Raw genomic sequence first — 16,866 nt, 5'->3', positions numbered from 1 at the left:
TAAAATATGATATATATCATATAAATGATTAATTTTACAGTATCAAAAAACCATTCGAAATGAGTAAATGCGAACAATGTATCGTTAGAGAATTCAGCTCCCTTAAAGCACTAAACAAAGAAGAATTAGTAAAACTTGCCGAGTGCAAGACTTCGCGTTTGGTCAAAAAAGGAGAAGTCATTTTTGAAGAAGGCGAAAATGTCAATGGCATTTTTTGCGTTAAAGACGGCGTTTGCAAACTAACCAAATTGAGTCCGAATGGGAAAGATCATATCGTAAAACTGGTGACCAAAGGGGAACTTTTAGGTCAACGTTCCATGATAAGCGACGAACCGGTTAACCTGAGTGCCGTAGCGCTGGAAGATATGCAAATATGTTTTGTTCCAAAAAGCGAAATCATGGGCTTTTTTGACAAAAACAACCAATTTTCAATGAATGTGATGCGTACCATTTGTGGCGATTTGAAAGAAGCCGACAGCCAAATGGTGAATATGGCACAAAAAACCGTAAAAGAACGTCTGGCCGAAACCCTGTTATATCTTCAGGATACTTTTGGAAAAAATGAAGACAACACTTTGAAAATCCAATTGACCCGCGACGAACTCGCCAGCATGATTGGTACCGCCACCGAAAGTTGCATCCGTTTACTATCTGAATTCAACAAAATAGGCTTGATCGAATTAAAAGGAAAAAAAATCATCCTGAAAGACATTCCTAAGCTGAAAAAGATGAGTTAATTCTTTTTTTTAACTCTCCATTACAAATTACTTCTTCTTTATCTTTTGTAATAAAAATAGTATTTCTATTTTTGTTAGGATATGTGCTATATTAAAGTAACAAAATCCTGATTAGGATTGATTGTTACTCCCACTTGGCACTCGTTTACAAGGAGTGCTAGTGAAAATTGACTAAAAATTTTAATAAGTATACAGAAAAAATAAAAATATGAATAAGCTAATTAATGACTTCGAAATTGGGCTACTAGTTTGGCAAATATTGATCCTTTTATCTCTCGTACTTTGGATTTATTGTTTAATCGATATTTTAAAAAATAAGTTTCCCCATAATGACAAACTTATATGGGTTTTAGTAGTTCTTTTTGTTCCATGTATAGGTTCTTTATTATACTTATCTATTGGAAAAAGAAGAAAATGCGAACAATAGTTTTAATAGTAATTTCTCCATCTTACAATCGTTTGCAACGAGTGCCTACACACATAAAAAAACAATCATAGCGTTTGCAATGCGGTTTACTAAACGTAAATCCTTACATCTTCATAAAAAAATTGAAATTACTGGATAAGATTGCTTCGTTCCTCGCAATGACTTTGCGCCGAGTGGGTCATTGCGAGGAACGAAGCAATCTCACTAAACTAAGGCTATGAAAACCCGATTGCACGATATACACCCAAACGTTAGTGGGAATTTGCATATAGCGATTGCGAACTAACGAAGCAATGCGCCCCCTTAACAATAAGAAAAATTTGAATTTCCTTCATGAGATGCTTCCTTCGTCAACATGACAAGTTTGCGAGGAATACTATTATACAAACCTGAGAGTTTTGTAATCCTGAATACAATAAAAACCGCAACAAAACTCCTTATTTTTTTCGAATAATAAAATAGCTTCTTAAATTTCAATTCGTTCTATCAAAAATTAACTTTTATTTTCTTTTTCTTTCGTTTATTTTCTTTTATATTTGTTTTCACACTAACACAAAAAGAAAACACAATTTATGTTACCCAATCAACGAAGAGAGAAAATTCTCGATTTATTAAAAGAAGACGGTTTTGCCAAAGTAATCGATTTGGCCCGTCTGTTTAAAGTTACCGAAGTAACCATCCGTCAGGATTTGGAAAAATTAGAAAGTGAGGGGCTAATTTTAAAAGAACATGGCGGAGCAAGTATTAAAAATGTTGAAGATCAAGTGAGAAGCTTTTCGCTTCAACGTCAGGAAAATTTAGATGAAAAATCAGCAATAGCTCAAAAATGCCTGGAATTCATCGAGGATGGTGACACAATCATTTTGGATTCCGGTTCGACAACCACTGAAATTGCCAAAAAATTAAAAGGTTTTAAACGATTGACCGTAATTACCAATGCGTTAAACATTGCTTTACTATTAGGAACCGATCCTGATATTGAGGTAATTATGACCGGAGGCGAATTCAAACCACCAACATTATCACTTACCGGACAAAAAGCCGCTGATTTTTTCAAAGGACTCAATGTGCAAAAATTATTTTTGGCAACAGCCGGAATCTCCTTAAAATCAGGACTTACCTATCCTAGCATTAGCGACCTAGTCGTAAAAAAAGCTATGATTGATGCTGCTGAAATCACCTATTTGGTAGCTGACAGCACCAAAATTGGCAAAAGTGCTTTAGCGAGTTTAGGCGCCTTATCCTTAATTGATTATATCATTACCGATAACGGAATTGAAGAAAAACACAGAGAAGTATTTAAGGATAACGAAATAGAAGTTATCGTAGCATAATAGACAAAACACAAAAAAAACATAAAAAAAGCAAAGAAAATGGCAACATCAACTTTAGGAGTAATAATTGGAAACAGAGATTTTTTCCCGGACAGTTTAGTAGAAAAAGCAAGATTTGAAATCATTGAAGTTTTTTCTAAATTAAACATCAAGCCTATTTTATTAGAAAGCACTGACACTAAACTAGGCGGTGTGGAAACCTATAAAGAAGCACAAAAATGTGCGGATTTATTCAAAAAACACCAGGATGAGATCATGGGAGTACTGGTATTACTACCTAATTTTGGTGATGAAAAAGGTGTTGCCGACACCTTAAAATTAGCCAACTTAAATGTTCCTGTTTTAATTCAGGCTTATCCGGATGAGTTAACTAAAATGAATGTGGTAAACCGTCGTGATTCTTGGTGCGGAAAAATTTCGGTTTGCAACAATTTATACCAATACGGAATTAAATACTCATTGACAAGCAAACACGTAATGAGTCCGTCTGACCCTATTTTCCAAAAGGATTTATTGGATTTTACTGCTGTTTGTCGTGTAGTAAAAGGAATGCGTAATGTACGTATTGGCGCTATCGGAGCAAGACCGGGTGCATTCAATACCGTTCGTTATTCTGAAAAAATATTACAAAGAAACGGCATTAGCGTCACCACTTTCGACTTATCTGAAATTTTAGGAAAAGCCAATAAATTAACTGCTGATGATGCCAAAGTTAAAGCACATTTAGAATCTATCAATTCCTATGTAGCTCAAGGCAAAACACCTAATGAAGCAATGATTCAAATCGCAAAACTGGATGTGGTTTTAAAAGAATATATGGAAGAATACGCATTAGACGCTACTGCTATACAATGCTGGACTTCTTTACAGCAAAATTACGGTTGTAACGTGTGTACCAGCATGAGTATTATGAGTGAAAACATGCTTCCAAGTGCCTGCGAAGTGGACGTTACAGGTACATTGAGTATGTATGCGATGCAATTGGCTTCAGGTTCTCCAAGTGCTTTGGTGGACTGGAATAACAACTATGCCGACGATCCTGAAAAATGTGTGTTATTCCACTGCGGAAACTGGGCCAAATCCTTCTTACCGGACATTCAATTAAGTAATGCACCTATTTTAGGAACTTCTGTAGGAGTAGAAAATACTTATGGAGCTTTGGACGGAAGAACTCCTGCCATGCCATTAACTTATGGTAGAATCAGTACCGATGATCCAAAAGGAATCATCAAAGTGTACATTGGCGAAGGTGAATTGACTAACGACGAATTAAACACTTTTGGAAACAGAGCCGTAGCCCAAATCCCAGACTTACAAGGATTGATGCAATACGTTTGTAAAAACGGTTTCGAGCATCACGTAGTCATGAATGCTTCTAAAACAGCTGCTATTCTTGAAGAAGCCCTTGGAAATTACATGGGTTGGGAAGTTTACAAACACTAAAAAAACACAAAATGCTTGTAGAAGAAATACAAAGAAAATCCATTGAGTACCGAAAAAAAGTACTCAAATACATCTATAATGCTAAGGCTGGGCATACAGGAGGAAGTTTGTCTATTTTGGATATTTTAAACGTGCTTTATAATGATGTCATGAATGTTTCCCCTGAGAATTTCCATTCCAATGACAGAGACCGTTTCATCCAAAGTAAGGGACATAGTGTGGAAGCCTTATACGTGGTTTTGGCTGACAAAGGCTTTTTCCCTGAAGAAGATTTATTGACACTTTGCAAATACAACTCTCCTTATATTGGACATCCTACCAAATCCATTCCGGGAATTGAACAAAATACCGGTGGTTTAGGACATGGTTTGCCTATTTGCGCAGGAACAGCATTAGCTGCCAAAAAAGATAATTCTCCAGTGAAAGTTTTTACCATTTTAGGTGATGGCGAAATGGCGGAAGGTTCTAACTGGGAAGCGATGATGTTTGCAGCTCATTATAAGCTAGATAATCTATGTGCTATTTTGGATTACAACAAACTCCAAATTACCGCTGCTAATGAAGATGTGATGGGATTAGAACCTATTGATAAAAAATTAGAAGCTTTTGGATGGGCAGTAAAACATGTTGATGGTCATAATATTGAAAAACTGTCGCAAACGCTAAACGGACTGCCTCTGGAAAAAGGAAAACCAACTTTTATCATTGCTCATACCACCAAAGGAAAAGGAATCAGTTATATGGAAAATGTCTTAAAATGGCATCATGGCGTTCCTTCGGAGGAGCAGTACAACCAAGCCATTACCGAATTAGATAAAGAATTAGAAGAATTTGAAAACAGCTTAAAATAATGGAAGATATAAAAACAATTGACGCCGCTAACCTTGAAGTGTTTTCTGAAGTACTTCAAAATTTGGCAGGTACCGATAAAGATATTATGGTGGTTACCAGCGATTCTCGTGGCTCAGGGAAACTGGTCCCTTTTGGACAAAAATATCCGGAACAAATTGTAGAAGTAGGTATCGCTGAGCAAAACCTGGTAGGAGTTGCTACCGGATTAGCGAGTATGGGCAAAAAAGCCTTTGCGGTTTCCCCAGCCTGTTTTCTTACGGCAAGAGCTTTGGAACAAATTAAAAATGACGTAGCCTATTCTGACAATCCTGTAAAATTGATTGGAATTAGTGCCGGCGTAAGTTATGGTGCATTAGGAACTACACACCACAGTTTGCATGATTATGCGGTGTTGAGAGCTATCAACAACATTAGTATTGTAGCTCCCGCAGATAACTTTGAAACTGCCGAAGCCATCAAACAAGCAGCCGAATTGCAAAGCCCGGTTTACCTGCGTTTTGGTAAAAAAACAATGCCTACCAACCTGAATCCGAATTCGACAGATTTTAAAATCGGAAAAGGTCGTGTAATTCAGGAAGGAAATGATTTGACTTTCATTGCTACCGGTGAAGCCGTTTTACCTTGTGTGGAAGCCGCTAAGTTATTAGAAAAAGAACATAATATTTCTTGTAAAATATTGAGTATTCACAGCATTAAACCTTTGGACAACGAACTTTTATTAGCCTCAGCAGCTAATGGCACACCAATTATTACTGTGGAAGAGCATTCTATTTATGGCGGATTGGGCGAAGCTGTGGCTTCATTATTGTTCCAAAATGGAAATCGCAATCCGTTTAAAATTGTGGGATTACCAGACGATCACACCGTTTCGGGATCCCAAATTGAAATTTTCAATCATTATGGAATCTCAGCTGAGGGATTGAAAAATACTGCGTTGAACCTTATTCCAAAATAAAATTAATAGCAATTTCAAAAAATCAACCAACCAAAACCATTGAAAAACCCATAAAAAGTTAGCTATGAAATTAAAACAGCTTTCTCTGCTCCTCCTGACTTTGATTTTAGTGTTTGGATGTTCTTCAAAAGACAAAACCGAAAAACCAAAAATTGCAGTTGTAGTTTCTACCTTGAACAATCCCTGGTTTGTGATGCTTGCCGAAGCAGCGGCTAAAAATGCCAAAAAATTAGGCTACGAAGCTAAAATTTTTGACTCCCAAAATAATCCCGCTATCGAGTCGGATAATTTTGAAAACCTCATTTCCTCTGGTTATGATGCTATTTTATTGAATCCAACCGATTCTGACGGTTCCATTTCCAATGTTTTAAAAGCGAAAACAGCGGGTATTCCGGTTTTTTGTATGGACAGAGAAATCAATGCTGATGACGCAGCTACAAGTCAGATTCTTTCGGACAATTATTCCGGCTGTGTTTCCATTGGAATCGAATTTGTAAAAGAATTAAAGGAAAAAGGAAATTATGTAGAAATTCTGGGGTTAGTGGGCGACAATAATACCTGGGCACGTTCGGGAGGATTTCATTCGGTGGTGGATAAATTCCCCAATTTGAAAATGGTAGCCCAACAAAGTGGCAATTTTGACCGCAATAAAGCCATGGAAGTACTGGAAACCATCATGCAGGCTAATCCGGATATTGATGCTGTTTTTTGTGGAAATGACGCTATGGCTATGGGTGCTTTTCAGGCTTTACAGGCAGCTGGAAAAGATTACAAAGTGAAAATTTTTGGTTTTGACGGTGCTGGCGATGTGGTTGAAAAAATCCGTGAAAAGAAAATTGTGGCTACTGGCATGCAATTTCCTTTGGTAATGGCGCAAACAGCCGCACAATATGCCGATGAATACTTTAAAGGAAGACGTACTTTTCCGCAGCGTGTTCCGGTTGAAGTAGAGTTAGTAAATGCAACCAACATTAAAGATTATTAAGATGAAAAAACAGTATATCCTACTTTTAGCCCTTATTATTCTTGCAATTTTGGGCTACAATTCGGTTTATTTCAAGAAGTTGAGCGATGTTAAAAAAGCCAACAAAGAGAATTTTAATTTTACAGCATACGCCGATTCTATTTATTACAAAGGCATCGCAACAAAAAGAAACAATATCTCCCTCAATAATTTAATTGAACTGTTTCAAAACAATCCTGAAACCGCCTTCAAAAAATACGGAAACCGTCTGGGGATAGGAAATTCAGCTTATTTCATGATTCAAAGCACCGGTAAAATCCTGGATATCAAAGATGGATTATATACCATTGCCGATGAAAAAAATGGGGTGATTTATGTAGATACTAAATACATTTTTGGAAATGCCATACGTGATGCATCGGGTTTAGTAAAGCTAACCGATTTTAAAACCAATGCGCAATTCAACAAAGTGTCTGAATCTTTAAACCATATCGTTAGAGACAGCGTTATTCCGGCTGCGCTCAAAAAAGTAAAAATTGGTGACAGCATCTCATTTATGGGAGCCATTAAGTTGAGCAGAAATCAAAATTTATTTAAAGACATTACGGTTATTCCAACCCAAATTAAACTTCAGTAAATTGTTAGAAGCAGTTAATATATCGAAAGAATTCCCAGGCGTTAAAGTGCTGAATCAGGTAAATTTTAAATTTTACCCAGCTCAGGTCAATGCCATATTGGGGGAAAACGGTGCGGGCAAATCGACTTTGTTGAAAATTTTAACAGGCGAATATACCGAATACGATGGCGAAATTAAATTGAACGGAGAATCGGTGCGATTTTCGGGTATCAAAGAAGCGCAAAACGCAGGAATTGCTATGATTCATCAGGAATTAAACCTCATTCCGGAACTCAATGTCACCGAAAATCTGTTCTTAGGAAGAGAAATCAGAACTTCATTAGGACTTTTGGACAAAGCCAAAATGGAAGCCGAAGCCCAACGTCTTTTTGACAAAATCCAATTGAAAGTTGCTCCTAAAACATTGGTACAAAAACTGAAAGTGGGCGAACAACAATTGGTTGAAATTGCCAAGGTTTTGTTGAGCAATGCCAATGTGATTTTGATGGACGAACCTACCTCTGCCCTGAGTGATAAAGAAATCGAGAATTTGCATCGCATCATTTCCGAATTGAAATCCGAAGGAAAAACCATTGTGTACATTTCACATAAAATGGATGAATTGTTCCGAATTGCGGAGCGTTACACCGTTTTAAGAGACGGAAATACCATTGATGCCGGTGAAATGAAAGCCACAACTGAACAGGATTTAATTCGTAAAATGGTGGGACGTGAAGTACTTATTGCCAAAAAAGACAGTGAAAACCATTTTGAAAATACGATTTTAAAAGTCGAAAATTTAAACCTCATCAATCCGAATAATAAGAGCCGAAAATTGCTTCAGGATATTTCATTCGAACTCAAAAAAGGAGAAATTCTGGGGATTTTCGGCCTAATGGGTGCCGGAAGAACGGAACTTTTGGAAACTATTTTTGGGATGCATCCTGCCAATAGTGCCTTTGACATCAAAATTAATGGCAGCCAAAGCATTCATAAAAAACCTAAAAACGCTATTGAGAACGGACTAGCCTTTGTAACAGAAGACCGAAAAACGGAAGGATTAATTTTAGGAATGGATATTTCGTCTAATATTAGCCTGACTAATTTAAAAGCATTAGGACTTTTAAGCGATTCAAAAGATAAGGCTTGCGCCAAAGATTATATCGAGAAACTACGCATCAAAACCCCTTCTGAGACCCAATTGTGTCAGAATTTAAGCGGTGGAAACCAACAAAAAGTAGTTTTAGCCAAATGGCTCGCAACCAATCCGCAAATTTTGATGCTGGATGAGCCTACTCGAGGGATCGATATTAATGCCAAAAATGAAATTTACAACCTAATTAAAGAACTTGCAGCCAACCAAATGAGTATTCTTTTAGTTTCCTCTGAAATTCCCGAAATCCTCGCGCTTTCGGATCGAATTTTAGTCATGGCGGAAGGAAAAATCAAAGCTTCCTACTTAGCCGCAGAAGCCAATGAAGACAAATTATTAAAATCAGCCTTACCAGAATAATTATGAATATAGCTATTAACCACCCGCTAATCAAAAAATCACAGTCACTAATTGCCTTATTTCTACTTTGTCTGTTCATCAGTTTGCTATCTGATAAATTCATGACCAGCACTAATCTTTGGAATGTATTAAGACAAATCTCAGTTAATGTTTGTATTTCTGTCGGAATGACATTAGTGGTTTTAATGGCCGGAATTGATCTTTCGGTAGGTTCTGTTTTAGGTCTTACCGCAGCAATATGCGCCGGACTATTAAAAAGCGGACTTTCCTTTGAATCCATGGATTTATTTGTGGGTTTTACCGTTTTAGGTGCGATTCTGGCGGCCATGCTTATCGGTATGCTGCTCGGATTATTCAATGGTTGGGTCATTACCAAATTTGCCATTCCTCCTTTTGTGGCCACATTAGCCATGCTCACCATTGCCCGTGGTTTAACAATGCTTTATACCGAAGGAATTCCGATTTCAAACCTAGGTCCTAACTTTGAATTCATTGGTTCTGGTTGGATTTTAGGCATTCCTGTTCCCGTTTGGATTTCGCTTTTCATGGTCTTAATTGTGGTCTTTCTCACGAACCGCACCACTTTTGGACGTTATATTTATGCGATTGGAGGCAATGAAAAAGCAGCTTTTTTATCAGGAATTAGCATTAACAAAGTAAAACTGGCGGTATATGGAATTGCTGGTATGATGGCGGCTGTGGGTGGTGTTTTGGTAACTTCGAGATTGAACTCGGCCCAACCTAATGCCGGTATGAGTTACGAACTGGATTCCATCGCAGCCGTAGTTATCGGCGGTACTTCGCTTTCCGGTGGTGTAGGAACCGTTACCGGAACTGTTATCGGAGCCGTAATTATTGGAGTTTTAAATAACGGACTGGTTTTACTGGATGTGTCGCCTTTTTGGCAACAGGTAGTAAAAGGTATTGTTATTTTACTGGCGGTGATTATTGATAAAATGAATCAGAAAAATAAATAAAACATTTTTTCTTTTTCACCATTAAGAAATTAAGGAGCATTAAGCTAAATCATCTTAATTTTTTAATAGTGATTTTTACACCTCCCTAACCCTCCTCAAGGAGGTAGTTGTGACTTGAAAACCTGAACGATTCCCCTCTTGAGAGGGGCTAGGGGGGTGTTTTTAGGTTCTATTATTTTAATTTTTAAATTATTAAGGAATTTGACTTAATAACCTTAATTTCTTAATGGTAAAAAAAAGTCAGTCTGAGCTTGTCGAAGACTTTTATATACAAATTATACTAATGAAAAAATACATACTTGCCATAGACCAGGGTACCAGCAGTACTAAAACCATCATTTTTGACGAACAGGGGCAGGCTGCCGCCAAAGGCTGCGTGGACCTAAAAACCGATTATTTTGACAATGGTTTCGTCGAGCAAAATCCCGAAGCCATTTATCAAAATGTGCTGGATTCGGTATCCGAATGTTTGAAGGATTTCACCCAAAAAGGTCTGAATATTTCCGATATTATTTCATGCGGAATTAGTAACCAAAGAGAAACTTTTATTCTTTGGGACGAAAACGGAAAAGCGCTGGCTCCAGCTGTTGTCTGGGCTTGTAAACGTTCGATAGCTGTTTGTACCGATTTAATCGAAAAAGGGCAAAATGATTTTATCAAACTAAAAACAGGTTTGTTATTAGATCCGTATTTTTCAGGAACCAAATTGCTTTGGCTTTTAGAAAACGACTCCGAATTGAAACAAAAAGTCACTCAGGGCGAAGTGTATTTCGGAACGGTAGATTGTTGGCTTTTGTATAAACTAACTAATGGAACCCAATTCAAAACCGATTATACCAATGCGTCCCGAACCTTGCTTTTTAATATTCATACCTTAGACTGGGATGCTGAAATACTTGAAAAATGGGGATTGTCTAATTTAAACTTACCTCAGCCCTGCCCTTCTTCACAAGATTTTGGAACAATAAATTGGAGTGAAATTTTAAAATTAGAAAATACGCTTTCTATTCCGATGACATCCTTGATTGGCGATTCGCATGCGGCGACTTTTGGTGAAGGCTGTTTTGAAAAAGGCACTGCCAAAGTTACTCTGGGAACAGGAAGTTCGATTATGATGAACATTGGCGACAAAGCGGTTTTGTCTCAAGCGGGAATGTTAACCACCATTTGCTGGAGTACCGAAGACCGCGTGGATTATGCTCTTGAAGGAGCTATTGTTTCCTGTGGTTCGACTATTGAATGGCTCAAAAACGAATTGCAATTGTTTTCGGCTCCTGCCGAAACCGCAGCGATGGCAACGGCTATAAACGACAATGCAGGTGTGTATCTTATTCCTGCTTTTAGCGGACTGGGCGCACCACATTGGCAAATGAGCCGAAAAGCATCGATTGAAGGAATGACTTTTGGCACTACTAAAAATCATATTGTAAGAGCGGCACTGGAAAGTATTCCGTACCAGATAAAAGATGTGGTGCAGGCTATGGAAAAAGACATGCAAGCCGCATTAAAATCAATCTCGGTAAACGGTGGTATGACCCAAAACCAATTTGTGATTCACTTTCTGGCTGATTTATTAGGTATTCCGTTAAACAAACAAAAGAACCCCGACGTTTCTGCCTTAGGAGCGGCTTATCTTTCTGGATTGAAAAGTGGTGTTTATGAGAGTATCTCCCAACTTACGGAAATCAATAAAAAACAAACGGAACAGGTTTTAGTCAACGTTAATAACGATTTATCAACAAAAGGCTATCAGGGTTGGAAAGAGAAGATTGCGAGATTTTAGAAAGCAGAACGCAGATTTTAGAAGGCAAATTTCAGAATACAGATTTACAGAAAATATTTAATACCCATTTACAGCCGTTTTTAAAGCGGCTGTTTTTGTACATGTAAGAAATATTTTTATTTTTGTAAAGTATAAAATTAAAGAAATACTTAAATTAAAATTATTTAAATTTTAATAAAAAACACTTACGCTTTAATAAAACATTAAAGTACTTTACAACTAATCACATGAGAATAGAAAACTTTAAAATAAGTAATTTTAAGAATATTAGAAATGCCGAATATACAAACTTACCTGATTTCATCGTAATTTGTGGTGGAAACGGAAGCGGAAAAAGTTCTATTTTGGAAGCTTTAATGACAGCTAAGGAGACTCTTGGAAGTTATGGATACTTTCAAATAAATCCTAATTGTGTTTCTGCTGATTCTGAATTTTGTGACCTAAAAATAGATTTAACTCTAATTGATAAAGAAATTGAATATTTAAAAGAGATTTACCCTCAAAATGAGATTACGCATAATTATTCTGCTACCATAAGAATATTAAAAAACGGAAATACAAGTATAATCGAAAGCTCTCCAGGCAATGTGAATGGACTTTTCAGCCGATACTCAGAGAATAGAAGTTTTTTTGATTATTTCAGTGCTCAAAGAATAAACGTTAAATCAAATCTTAATTCTTGGAATTCTGATTTCCTTAATGAAGACCGGATGAAGCAGTTGTTATCACAAGGCACAAGTAAATACCAAAATATAAAGTATTACCTCACAAGCCTTAAAATGAAAGACCTTCAAAATATTCAACAAAGTATCAGGAAGGGAGAGATAAAAGATTATGACTCATTAAGTGATATCCGAGAATTTTTCAATTCTTTTTTTTCACCAATGCAATTTGATGATGTGTTTTTAGACACCAATCCTTTCAAATTTTCAGTCAATACTCCAAGAGGAACAATTGACATCGATGAGTTAAGTTCTGGAGAAAAGGAAATCTTGAACACATATATTCATTTTCATCAATTGAAACCTAAGGATTCAATTATTCTCTTTGATGAACCTGATGTTCATTTACACCCCGAGCTGGAAAGAAGATACCTAAAAATATTAAAGCAGCTTTCAGATGGAAATCAAATGATTTTAACTACTCATGCACCGGAAATGATGATTGAAGCAGGTTCAGATTCATTGTTTACTGTATTAAAATACCCCAATGGAACAGACAACCAGTTTCTTAAGGTAAGCTCTAACTCGCAACTTCATGAATCCCTTACAAATATAATGGGAGCAAAAGGTTTCGTAAGTCTGAATAAAAAGATTGTTTTTATTGAAGGGGAAGAATCTTCAACAGATATAGATTTGTTTGAAAAGCTTTTTCCAAACATTGAAAAAAATATATCCTTTATCCCTGCAGGCAATTCATTAACCTTAAAATCAACTGCTGCAAAAGTAAACACTTTACTTTCGGAAGGAAATACTTTTCAAGAGTATTATTGCATCGTAGATGGAGATTTTGAACGACATGATGATATTGATAGTTTAAATAATATTTTTCAACTCCCTGTCTATCACGTTGAAAATTATTTGCTTGAAGAGAATGTTGTTTTTCAAAGTTTAAGGCAAATGTTAGGCAGATCAATGCCCTACGATTCTCCTGAGCAAGTAGCTGATACTTTAAAGAAAATTGCATTGGAAGATATTCATTTGTTACCTTTTACCAGAGCTTTGTTAGATAGTAAAGTTTTCAAGAATACTGAATTAGCCCGTGATTATATATATCAGAAGAAATTTGATGAACTAGCAAAAATTGAGCCCGTAATCTTTTCAGATATTAGAGAGGAAGCAAAAGGAATTATTGAAAAATCAATGGCAAATAATAATTGGAATAAAAGGTGTAAAGGGAGAGAACTTATTAAAGGATTATGTAATAGGCATGGACTAAATTATGAGCAGTTTAGGAATATACTTATTTCCAATTACAACACTATTCCATCAGATTTAAATGAAATAATCGATCAAATAACAAAATAGCGGCCTCCCTCTGATCCCGACCGCACGGATATACCAACGCAACGATAGTGCGGAAATGCTTTCCGTGCCTGCAACGATGAGTTACTTTGTCGAGTTACTTGATGAGATGCTTCCTTCGTCAGCATGACAACTTCATAAGAAAGTATTGATATTGAAGGTTTTACTTCCTGCCTTCTCCCGATAGCTATCGGGACTTCTAACTTCTAACTTCTAACTTCCCTCTTTTTAGATAATTCAGCAGAACAATTACTTCAAAGTTGCTTTTAAAAGGACAAACGAAGTATATTTACATCTATAAAAAAACCGGAAAAGCATGCATATCAAAACACTGATACTGATTATCATTAATAGCTTAATCGCATTGGTCATTGGATTATTGTCTTTTTCGTCCTACCAACAATTTTCAAATGTTTTGAACGATCGTATTCTGCTGCAATTGAATTCGATTAAAACGCTTAAACAAAACCAAATTGAACATGTTTTAAAATCCGAATGGGAACGCTTTGAAACTTCGGAATTGCAAAATCAAAAAATAGACACTGCCCTGCTCCAACTTCCGGACAGCATCAAAAACGGCCACGGCATTTATGATTTGACACCTTACCATAAAGCCCAAAAAACAACCTTTGCTTTTATCTCTAATTCGAAAAATGGGCAGCAAATTAAAATTTTAGATTACAACAAAATCAAAAAAATACTTTTGGAACGCACTGGTATGGGCGACAGTGGCGAATCCTATCTGGTGGGCGAAGATTTCCGAATGCGTTCACAATCCCGTTTTTTTCCCAATAAAATTCCTTATACGATAACGGTTAAAACAAAAGGGGTATCTAATGCTTTTAAAAGTTTTGATGGCAGAGGTGTCTTTAAAGATTACAGAGGAATTGATGTGTACAGCGTGTACAGTCTCATAAAAGTGCACCACTTAAAATTGGTCATTCTTTCTGAAATGGATGTGGATGAAGTCACGGTTCCGTTGCAGGAATTGAAAGAAAGACTGATTGGCCTGACGATTGGGATTTTTTTATTGGCGGTGATGCTTTCGCTTTTTCTGATTCGTATTATTACCAATCCCATCAAAAACATGCAAAAAAGCCTCCGAATTATGGCTGAAGGCGATTACAATCAAAGCAATGAATTCATCAAAAACTCCAGTGAAATACAGGAAATGTTTGATGCTCTGGCTAATTTGAAAGCCTCCTTACAGGGTGCGGTAAAATTCTCGGACGATATAGGAAAAATGAATTTAAACACTGATTTTCAGCCTAAAAGTTCGAATGATTTACTAGGAAAAAGCCTCCTGGCGATGAGGGACAAACTCATCGAATTTAGAAATAAAGAAGAAAACAGTCGAATTCAATCCAAACGAATGCTGGTTAACGGATTAGAAAACGAAAGACGTCGCCTGGCGAGAGAACTTCATGACGGCGTGGGTCCGTATTTAACTTCTTTGAAGCACTACATTGAAAACCGAGTAGAGAATGAAGTCAAAAAATCAGAAATGAAAAAAATCGTGGATGAAACCATTTCTGAAATCCGATTGATGTCTAATGCTCTGATGCCGGCTTCGATAGACGATTTTGGAATTGGCGTTACATTGACTAACTTTATTGACAATCTGAAAAAATCGACAACCGTTGCCATCGAATACGAAGATTTGACCCAGCACGAAAACTCAAATATTACGAACCAACAGGCGATCAATCTTTTTAGAATTTGCCAGGAATTAATCAATAATTCGTTGAAACATGCCAATGCTCAGAATATCCGGATTACACTTTCGGAATTTGATGATTTTATTTCTCTTTTCTATTTTGATGACGGTATTGGATTTGACATTAATACGGTTAAATTAGGCTCCGGAATTACGAACATCAAAGAGCGTGTTGAAATTTGTAATGGTACCATTACCATCGATGCTACTCCAGGAAACAGCAGTTTTGAAATTGAATTACCTATAGAACTATGACAGCAATAAAACTAATAATAGCAGATGATCATGAGCTTTTTAGAAATGGACTTGCCGAGTTATTGCGAAAGCATGACGACATCCAAATCGTAAAAAGTGTTGGTGATGGGTTAGAATTCATAGAGCTCATCAACAGTGCTTTTGAGGCCGATATTGTACTGCTAGATATCACTATGCCTAATAGCGATGGTTTTGAAGTTTTAAAAGAGTTGAAAAACCTAAATTCCAACATCAAACCGATCGTTATTTCGATGCATGATGATGGCAATTATATTGCCAAATGCGCTAAAATGGGCGCTTACGGCTATTTACTAAAAAACACTGACGAATCTGAATTAATAATAGCCATAAGAAGCGTTGCTAACGGGAAAAAATATTTCAGTGCTGAAATTTCGGAAAAAATGATCAATTTCATGTCGGAACAAAGCGTTAGTGAAAATATTTTATCCAACAAAGAAAATGAAGTTTTAGGATTGATTGCTAAAGGCTTAACCACCAAAGAAATTGCAGCCAAATTATTCGTTAGTTCACGTACCATTGAAACTCATCGTGCCAACATTCTGAAAAAACTGGAAGTAAAAAATACAGCCGAACTTATTAAAAAAGCAGCCAAAATGAATTTGGTTTAATACTAAAAAAAACAAAAAATCCGTATAAATACGGATATCAATTGAGTAAATTTACAGAATCCTAAAAGACTGTTACTGAATGTAACTTTGTTAAACAACAAAAAAGTAATAGTCATGAAAAAAATAGTTTTCCTTTTAGGCTTCTTAGTAATATCTATAAGCGCTATGGCACAAGATAAAGACAATGTAAAACAAAGCGATTTAAAAGGTCCGGAATATAAAAATTTTAAATCCTGGATGCACAAAGCTGTGCCTACTAAAATTTATTCAGAAAAAAACAAAGTAACACTTCAGGGACCGGCATACAAAAACCAACATCCTGCGAAGAGTATTCCACAGGAAAACCTGGTTTTAGTTCAAACAACAGGTTCTGAAAGACAACAATTATCAGGTCCAGCATACAAAAACCATGGTCCTTGGAGTAACACTTCAAAACAAGAAATGGTTGCTGTAGAAACTGTTAAAGAAGATAAATAACTCAAGTAATATCAAAACAAAAAAGGCTGTTCGATTAATAATTTGCACTGCCCCCAAAAAGTTAGACACTATTTGGGGGTATTTTTATGGAAAGAAAAGTCAAGTATGGTTATGATTTTAAACTTCGATGTGTAAATGAAGTTTTAAAAAAGCATCAAGCAAT

The 16,866-nt window shown here is 36.4% G+C and carries 15 protein-coding genes; all 15 read left to right on the top strand.

Annotated elements, in window-relative coordinates; all coding sequences use genetic code 11:
* Positions 1-59: 59 nt before the first annotated feature.
* The 15 genes from AAEO59_RS10705 (at position 60) to AAEO59_RS10635 (ending at position 16,703) form a co-directional block, all read left to right on the top strand.
* Complete coding sequence (locus tag AAEO59_RS10705) at positions 60-737, top strand: Crp/Fnr family transcriptional regulator (RefSeq protein ID WP_341700735.1); 678 nt, start codon at positions 60-62, stop codon at positions 735-737.
* A gap of 208 nt (positions 738-945) precedes the next feature.
* On the top strand, positions 946-1,164 hold the full coding sequence (locus tag AAEO59_RS10700; RefSeq protein WP_341700734.1) for a PLDc N-terminal domain-containing protein: 219 nt from the start codon (positions 946-948) through the stop codon (positions 1,162-1,164).
* Positions 1,165-1,736: 572 nt separating this feature from the next.
* Positions 1,737-2,498: a DeoR/GlpR family DNA-binding transcription regulator gene (locus AAEO59_RS10695; protein ID WP_341700733.1), complete on the top strand. Its 762-nt coding sequence runs from the start codon at positions 1,737-1,739 to the stop codon at positions 2,496-2,498.
* A 39-nt stretch (positions 2,499-2,537) separates the two neighbouring features.
* Positions 2,538-3,941 carry an L-fucose/L-arabinose isomerase family protein gene (locus AAEO59_RS10690; protein WP_341700732.1) on the top strand — a complete coding sequence of 468 codons (1,404 nt, stop codon included), beginning with the start codon at positions 2,538-2,540 and terminating at the stop codon, positions 3,939-3,941.
* Positions 3,942-3,952: 11 nt separating this feature from the next.
* Entirely contained in the window at positions 3,953-4,792 is an 840-nt protein-coding gene (locus AAEO59_RS10685; protein WP_341700731.1) for a transketolase, read from the top strand.
* Positions 4,792-5,748 carry a transketolase family protein gene (locus AAEO59_RS10680; RefSeq protein ID WP_341700730.1) on the top strand — a complete coding sequence of 319 codons (957 nt, stop codon included), beginning with the start codon at positions 4,792-4,794 and terminating at the stop codon, positions 5,746-5,748. Before AAEO59_RS10685 ends, AAEO59_RS10680 begins: the two co-directional genes overlap by 1 nt.
* 64 nt (positions 5,749-5,812) lie before the next feature.
* Complete coding sequence (locus tag AAEO59_RS10675; protein WP_341700729.1) at positions 5,813-6,733, top strand: D-ribose ABC transporter substrate-binding protein; 921 nt, start codon at positions 5,813-5,815, stop codon at positions 6,731-6,733.
* Position 6,734: 1 nt separating this feature from the next.
* A complete protein-coding gene (locus AAEO59_RS10670; RefSeq protein ID WP_341700728.1) occupies positions 6,735-7,349 on the top strand; it encodes a DUF2291 family protein in 615 nt (204 codons plus the stop codon).
* A 1-nt stretch (position 7,350) separates the two neighbouring features.
* Positions 7,351-8,841, top strand: coding sequence for a sugar ABC transporter ATP-binding protein (locus tag AAEO59_RS10665; RefSeq protein WP_341700727.1), 1,491 nt, complete (start codon positions 7,351-7,353; stop codon positions 8,839-8,841).
* Positions 8,842-8,843: 2 nt separating this feature from the next.
* Entirely contained in the window at positions 8,844-9,818 is a 975-nt protein-coding gene (locus AAEO59_RS10660) for an ABC transporter permease (protein WP_341700726.1), read from the top strand.
* A 283-nt stretch (positions 9,819-10,101) separates the two neighbouring features.
* Entirely contained in the window at positions 10,102-11,601 is a 1,500-nt protein-coding gene (locus AAEO59_RS10655; RefSeq protein WP_341700725.1) for an FGGY family carbohydrate kinase, read from the top strand.
* Positions 11,602-11,828: 227 nt separating this feature from the next.
* The gene (locus AAEO59_RS10650; protein WP_341700724.1) at positions 11,829-13,628 is read left to right on the top strand and encodes an AAA family ATPase; all 1,800 of its coding nucleotides are present in this window, start codon (positions 11,829-11,831) and stop codon (positions 13,626-13,628) included.
* A gap of 313 nt (positions 13,629-13,941) precedes the next feature.
* Positions 13,942-15,597 carry a sensor histidine kinase gene (locus tag AAEO59_RS10645; protein WP_341700723.1) on the top strand — a complete coding sequence of 552 codons (1,656 nt, stop codon included), beginning with the start codon at positions 13,942-13,944 and terminating at the stop codon, positions 15,595-15,597.
* Entirely contained in the window at positions 15,594-16,226 is a 633-nt protein-coding gene (locus AAEO59_RS10640) for a response regulator transcription factor (protein WP_341700722.1), read from the top strand. The genes AAEO59_RS10645 and AAEO59_RS10640 overlap by 4 nt, the downstream gene beginning before the upstream one ends.
* Before the next feature lie 114 nt (positions 16,227-16,340).
* Positions 16,341-16,703 carry a hypothetical protein gene (locus AAEO59_RS10635; RefSeq protein ID WP_341700721.1) on the top strand — a complete coding sequence of 121 codons (363 nt, stop codon included), beginning with the start codon at positions 16,341-16,343 and terminating at the stop codon, positions 16,701-16,703.
* Positions 16,704-16,866: the final 163 nt, after the last annotated feature.

The organism is Flavobacterium flavipallidum (assembly GCF_038289905.1).
GTDB classification, from domain to species: Bacteria; Bacteroidota; Bacteroidia; order Flavobacteriales; family Flavobacteriaceae; genus Flavobacterium; species Flavobacterium flavipallidum.
Note: the sequence above shows the minus strand (reverse complement) of the source record. Positions and strands in the feature narration are given on the sequence as shown.

Excerpts from the sequence above, each read along its gene's own strand:
- AAEO59_RS10705 (WP_341700735.1), top strand. The coding sequence starts at position 60 with ATGAGTAAATGCGAACAATGTATCGTTAGAGAATTCAGCTCCCTTAAA.
- AAEO59_RS10700 (WP_341700734.1), top strand. The coding sequence starts at position 946 with ATGAATAAGCTAATTAATGACTTCGAAATTGGGCTACTAGTTTGGCAA.
- AAEO59_RS10695 (WP_341700733.1), top strand. The coding sequence starts at position 1,737 with ATGTTACCCAATCAACGAAGAGAGAAAATTCTCGATTTATTAAAAGAA.
- AAEO59_RS10690 (WP_341700732.1), top strand. The coding sequence starts at position 2,538 with ATGGCAACATCAACTTTAGGAGTAATAATTGGAAACAGAGATTTTTTC.
- AAEO59_RS10685 (WP_341700731.1), top strand. The coding sequence starts at position 3,953 with ATGCTTGTAGAAGAAATACAAAGAAAATCCATTGAGTACCGAAAAAAA.
- AAEO59_RS10680 (WP_341700730.1), top strand. The coding sequence starts at position 4,792 with ATGGAAGATATAAAAACAATTGACGCCGCTAACCTTGAAGTGTTTTCT.
- AAEO59_RS10675 (WP_341700729.1), top strand. The coding sequence starts at position 5,813 with ATGAAATTAAAACAGCTTTCTCTGCTCCTCCTGACTTTGATTTTAGTG.
- AAEO59_RS10670 (WP_341700728.1), top strand. The coding sequence starts at position 6,735 with ATGAAAAAACAGTATATCCTACTTTTAGCCCTTATTATTCTTGCAATT.
- AAEO59_RS10660 (WP_341700726.1), top strand. The coding sequence starts at position 8,844 with ATGAATATAGCTATTAACCACCCGCTAATCAAAAAATCACAGTCACTA.
- AAEO59_RS10655 (WP_341700725.1), top strand. The coding sequence starts at position 10,102 with ATGAAAAAATACATACTTGCCATAGACCAGGGTACCAGCAGTACTAAA.
- AAEO59_RS10650 (WP_341700724.1), top strand. The coding sequence starts at position 11,829 with ATGAGAATAGAAAACTTTAAAATAAGTAATTTTAAGAATATTAGAAAT.
- AAEO59_RS10645 (WP_341700723.1), top strand. The coding sequence starts at position 13,942 with ATGCATATCAAAACACTGATACTGATTATCATTAATAGCTTAATCGCA.
- AAEO59_RS10640 (WP_341700722.1), top strand. The coding sequence starts at position 15,594 with ATGACAGCAATAAAACTAATAATAGCAGATGATCATGAGCTTTTTAGA.
- AAEO59_RS10635 (WP_341700721.1), top strand. The coding sequence starts at position 16,341 with ATGAAAAAAATAGTTTTCCTTTTAGGCTTCTTAGTAATATCTATAAGC.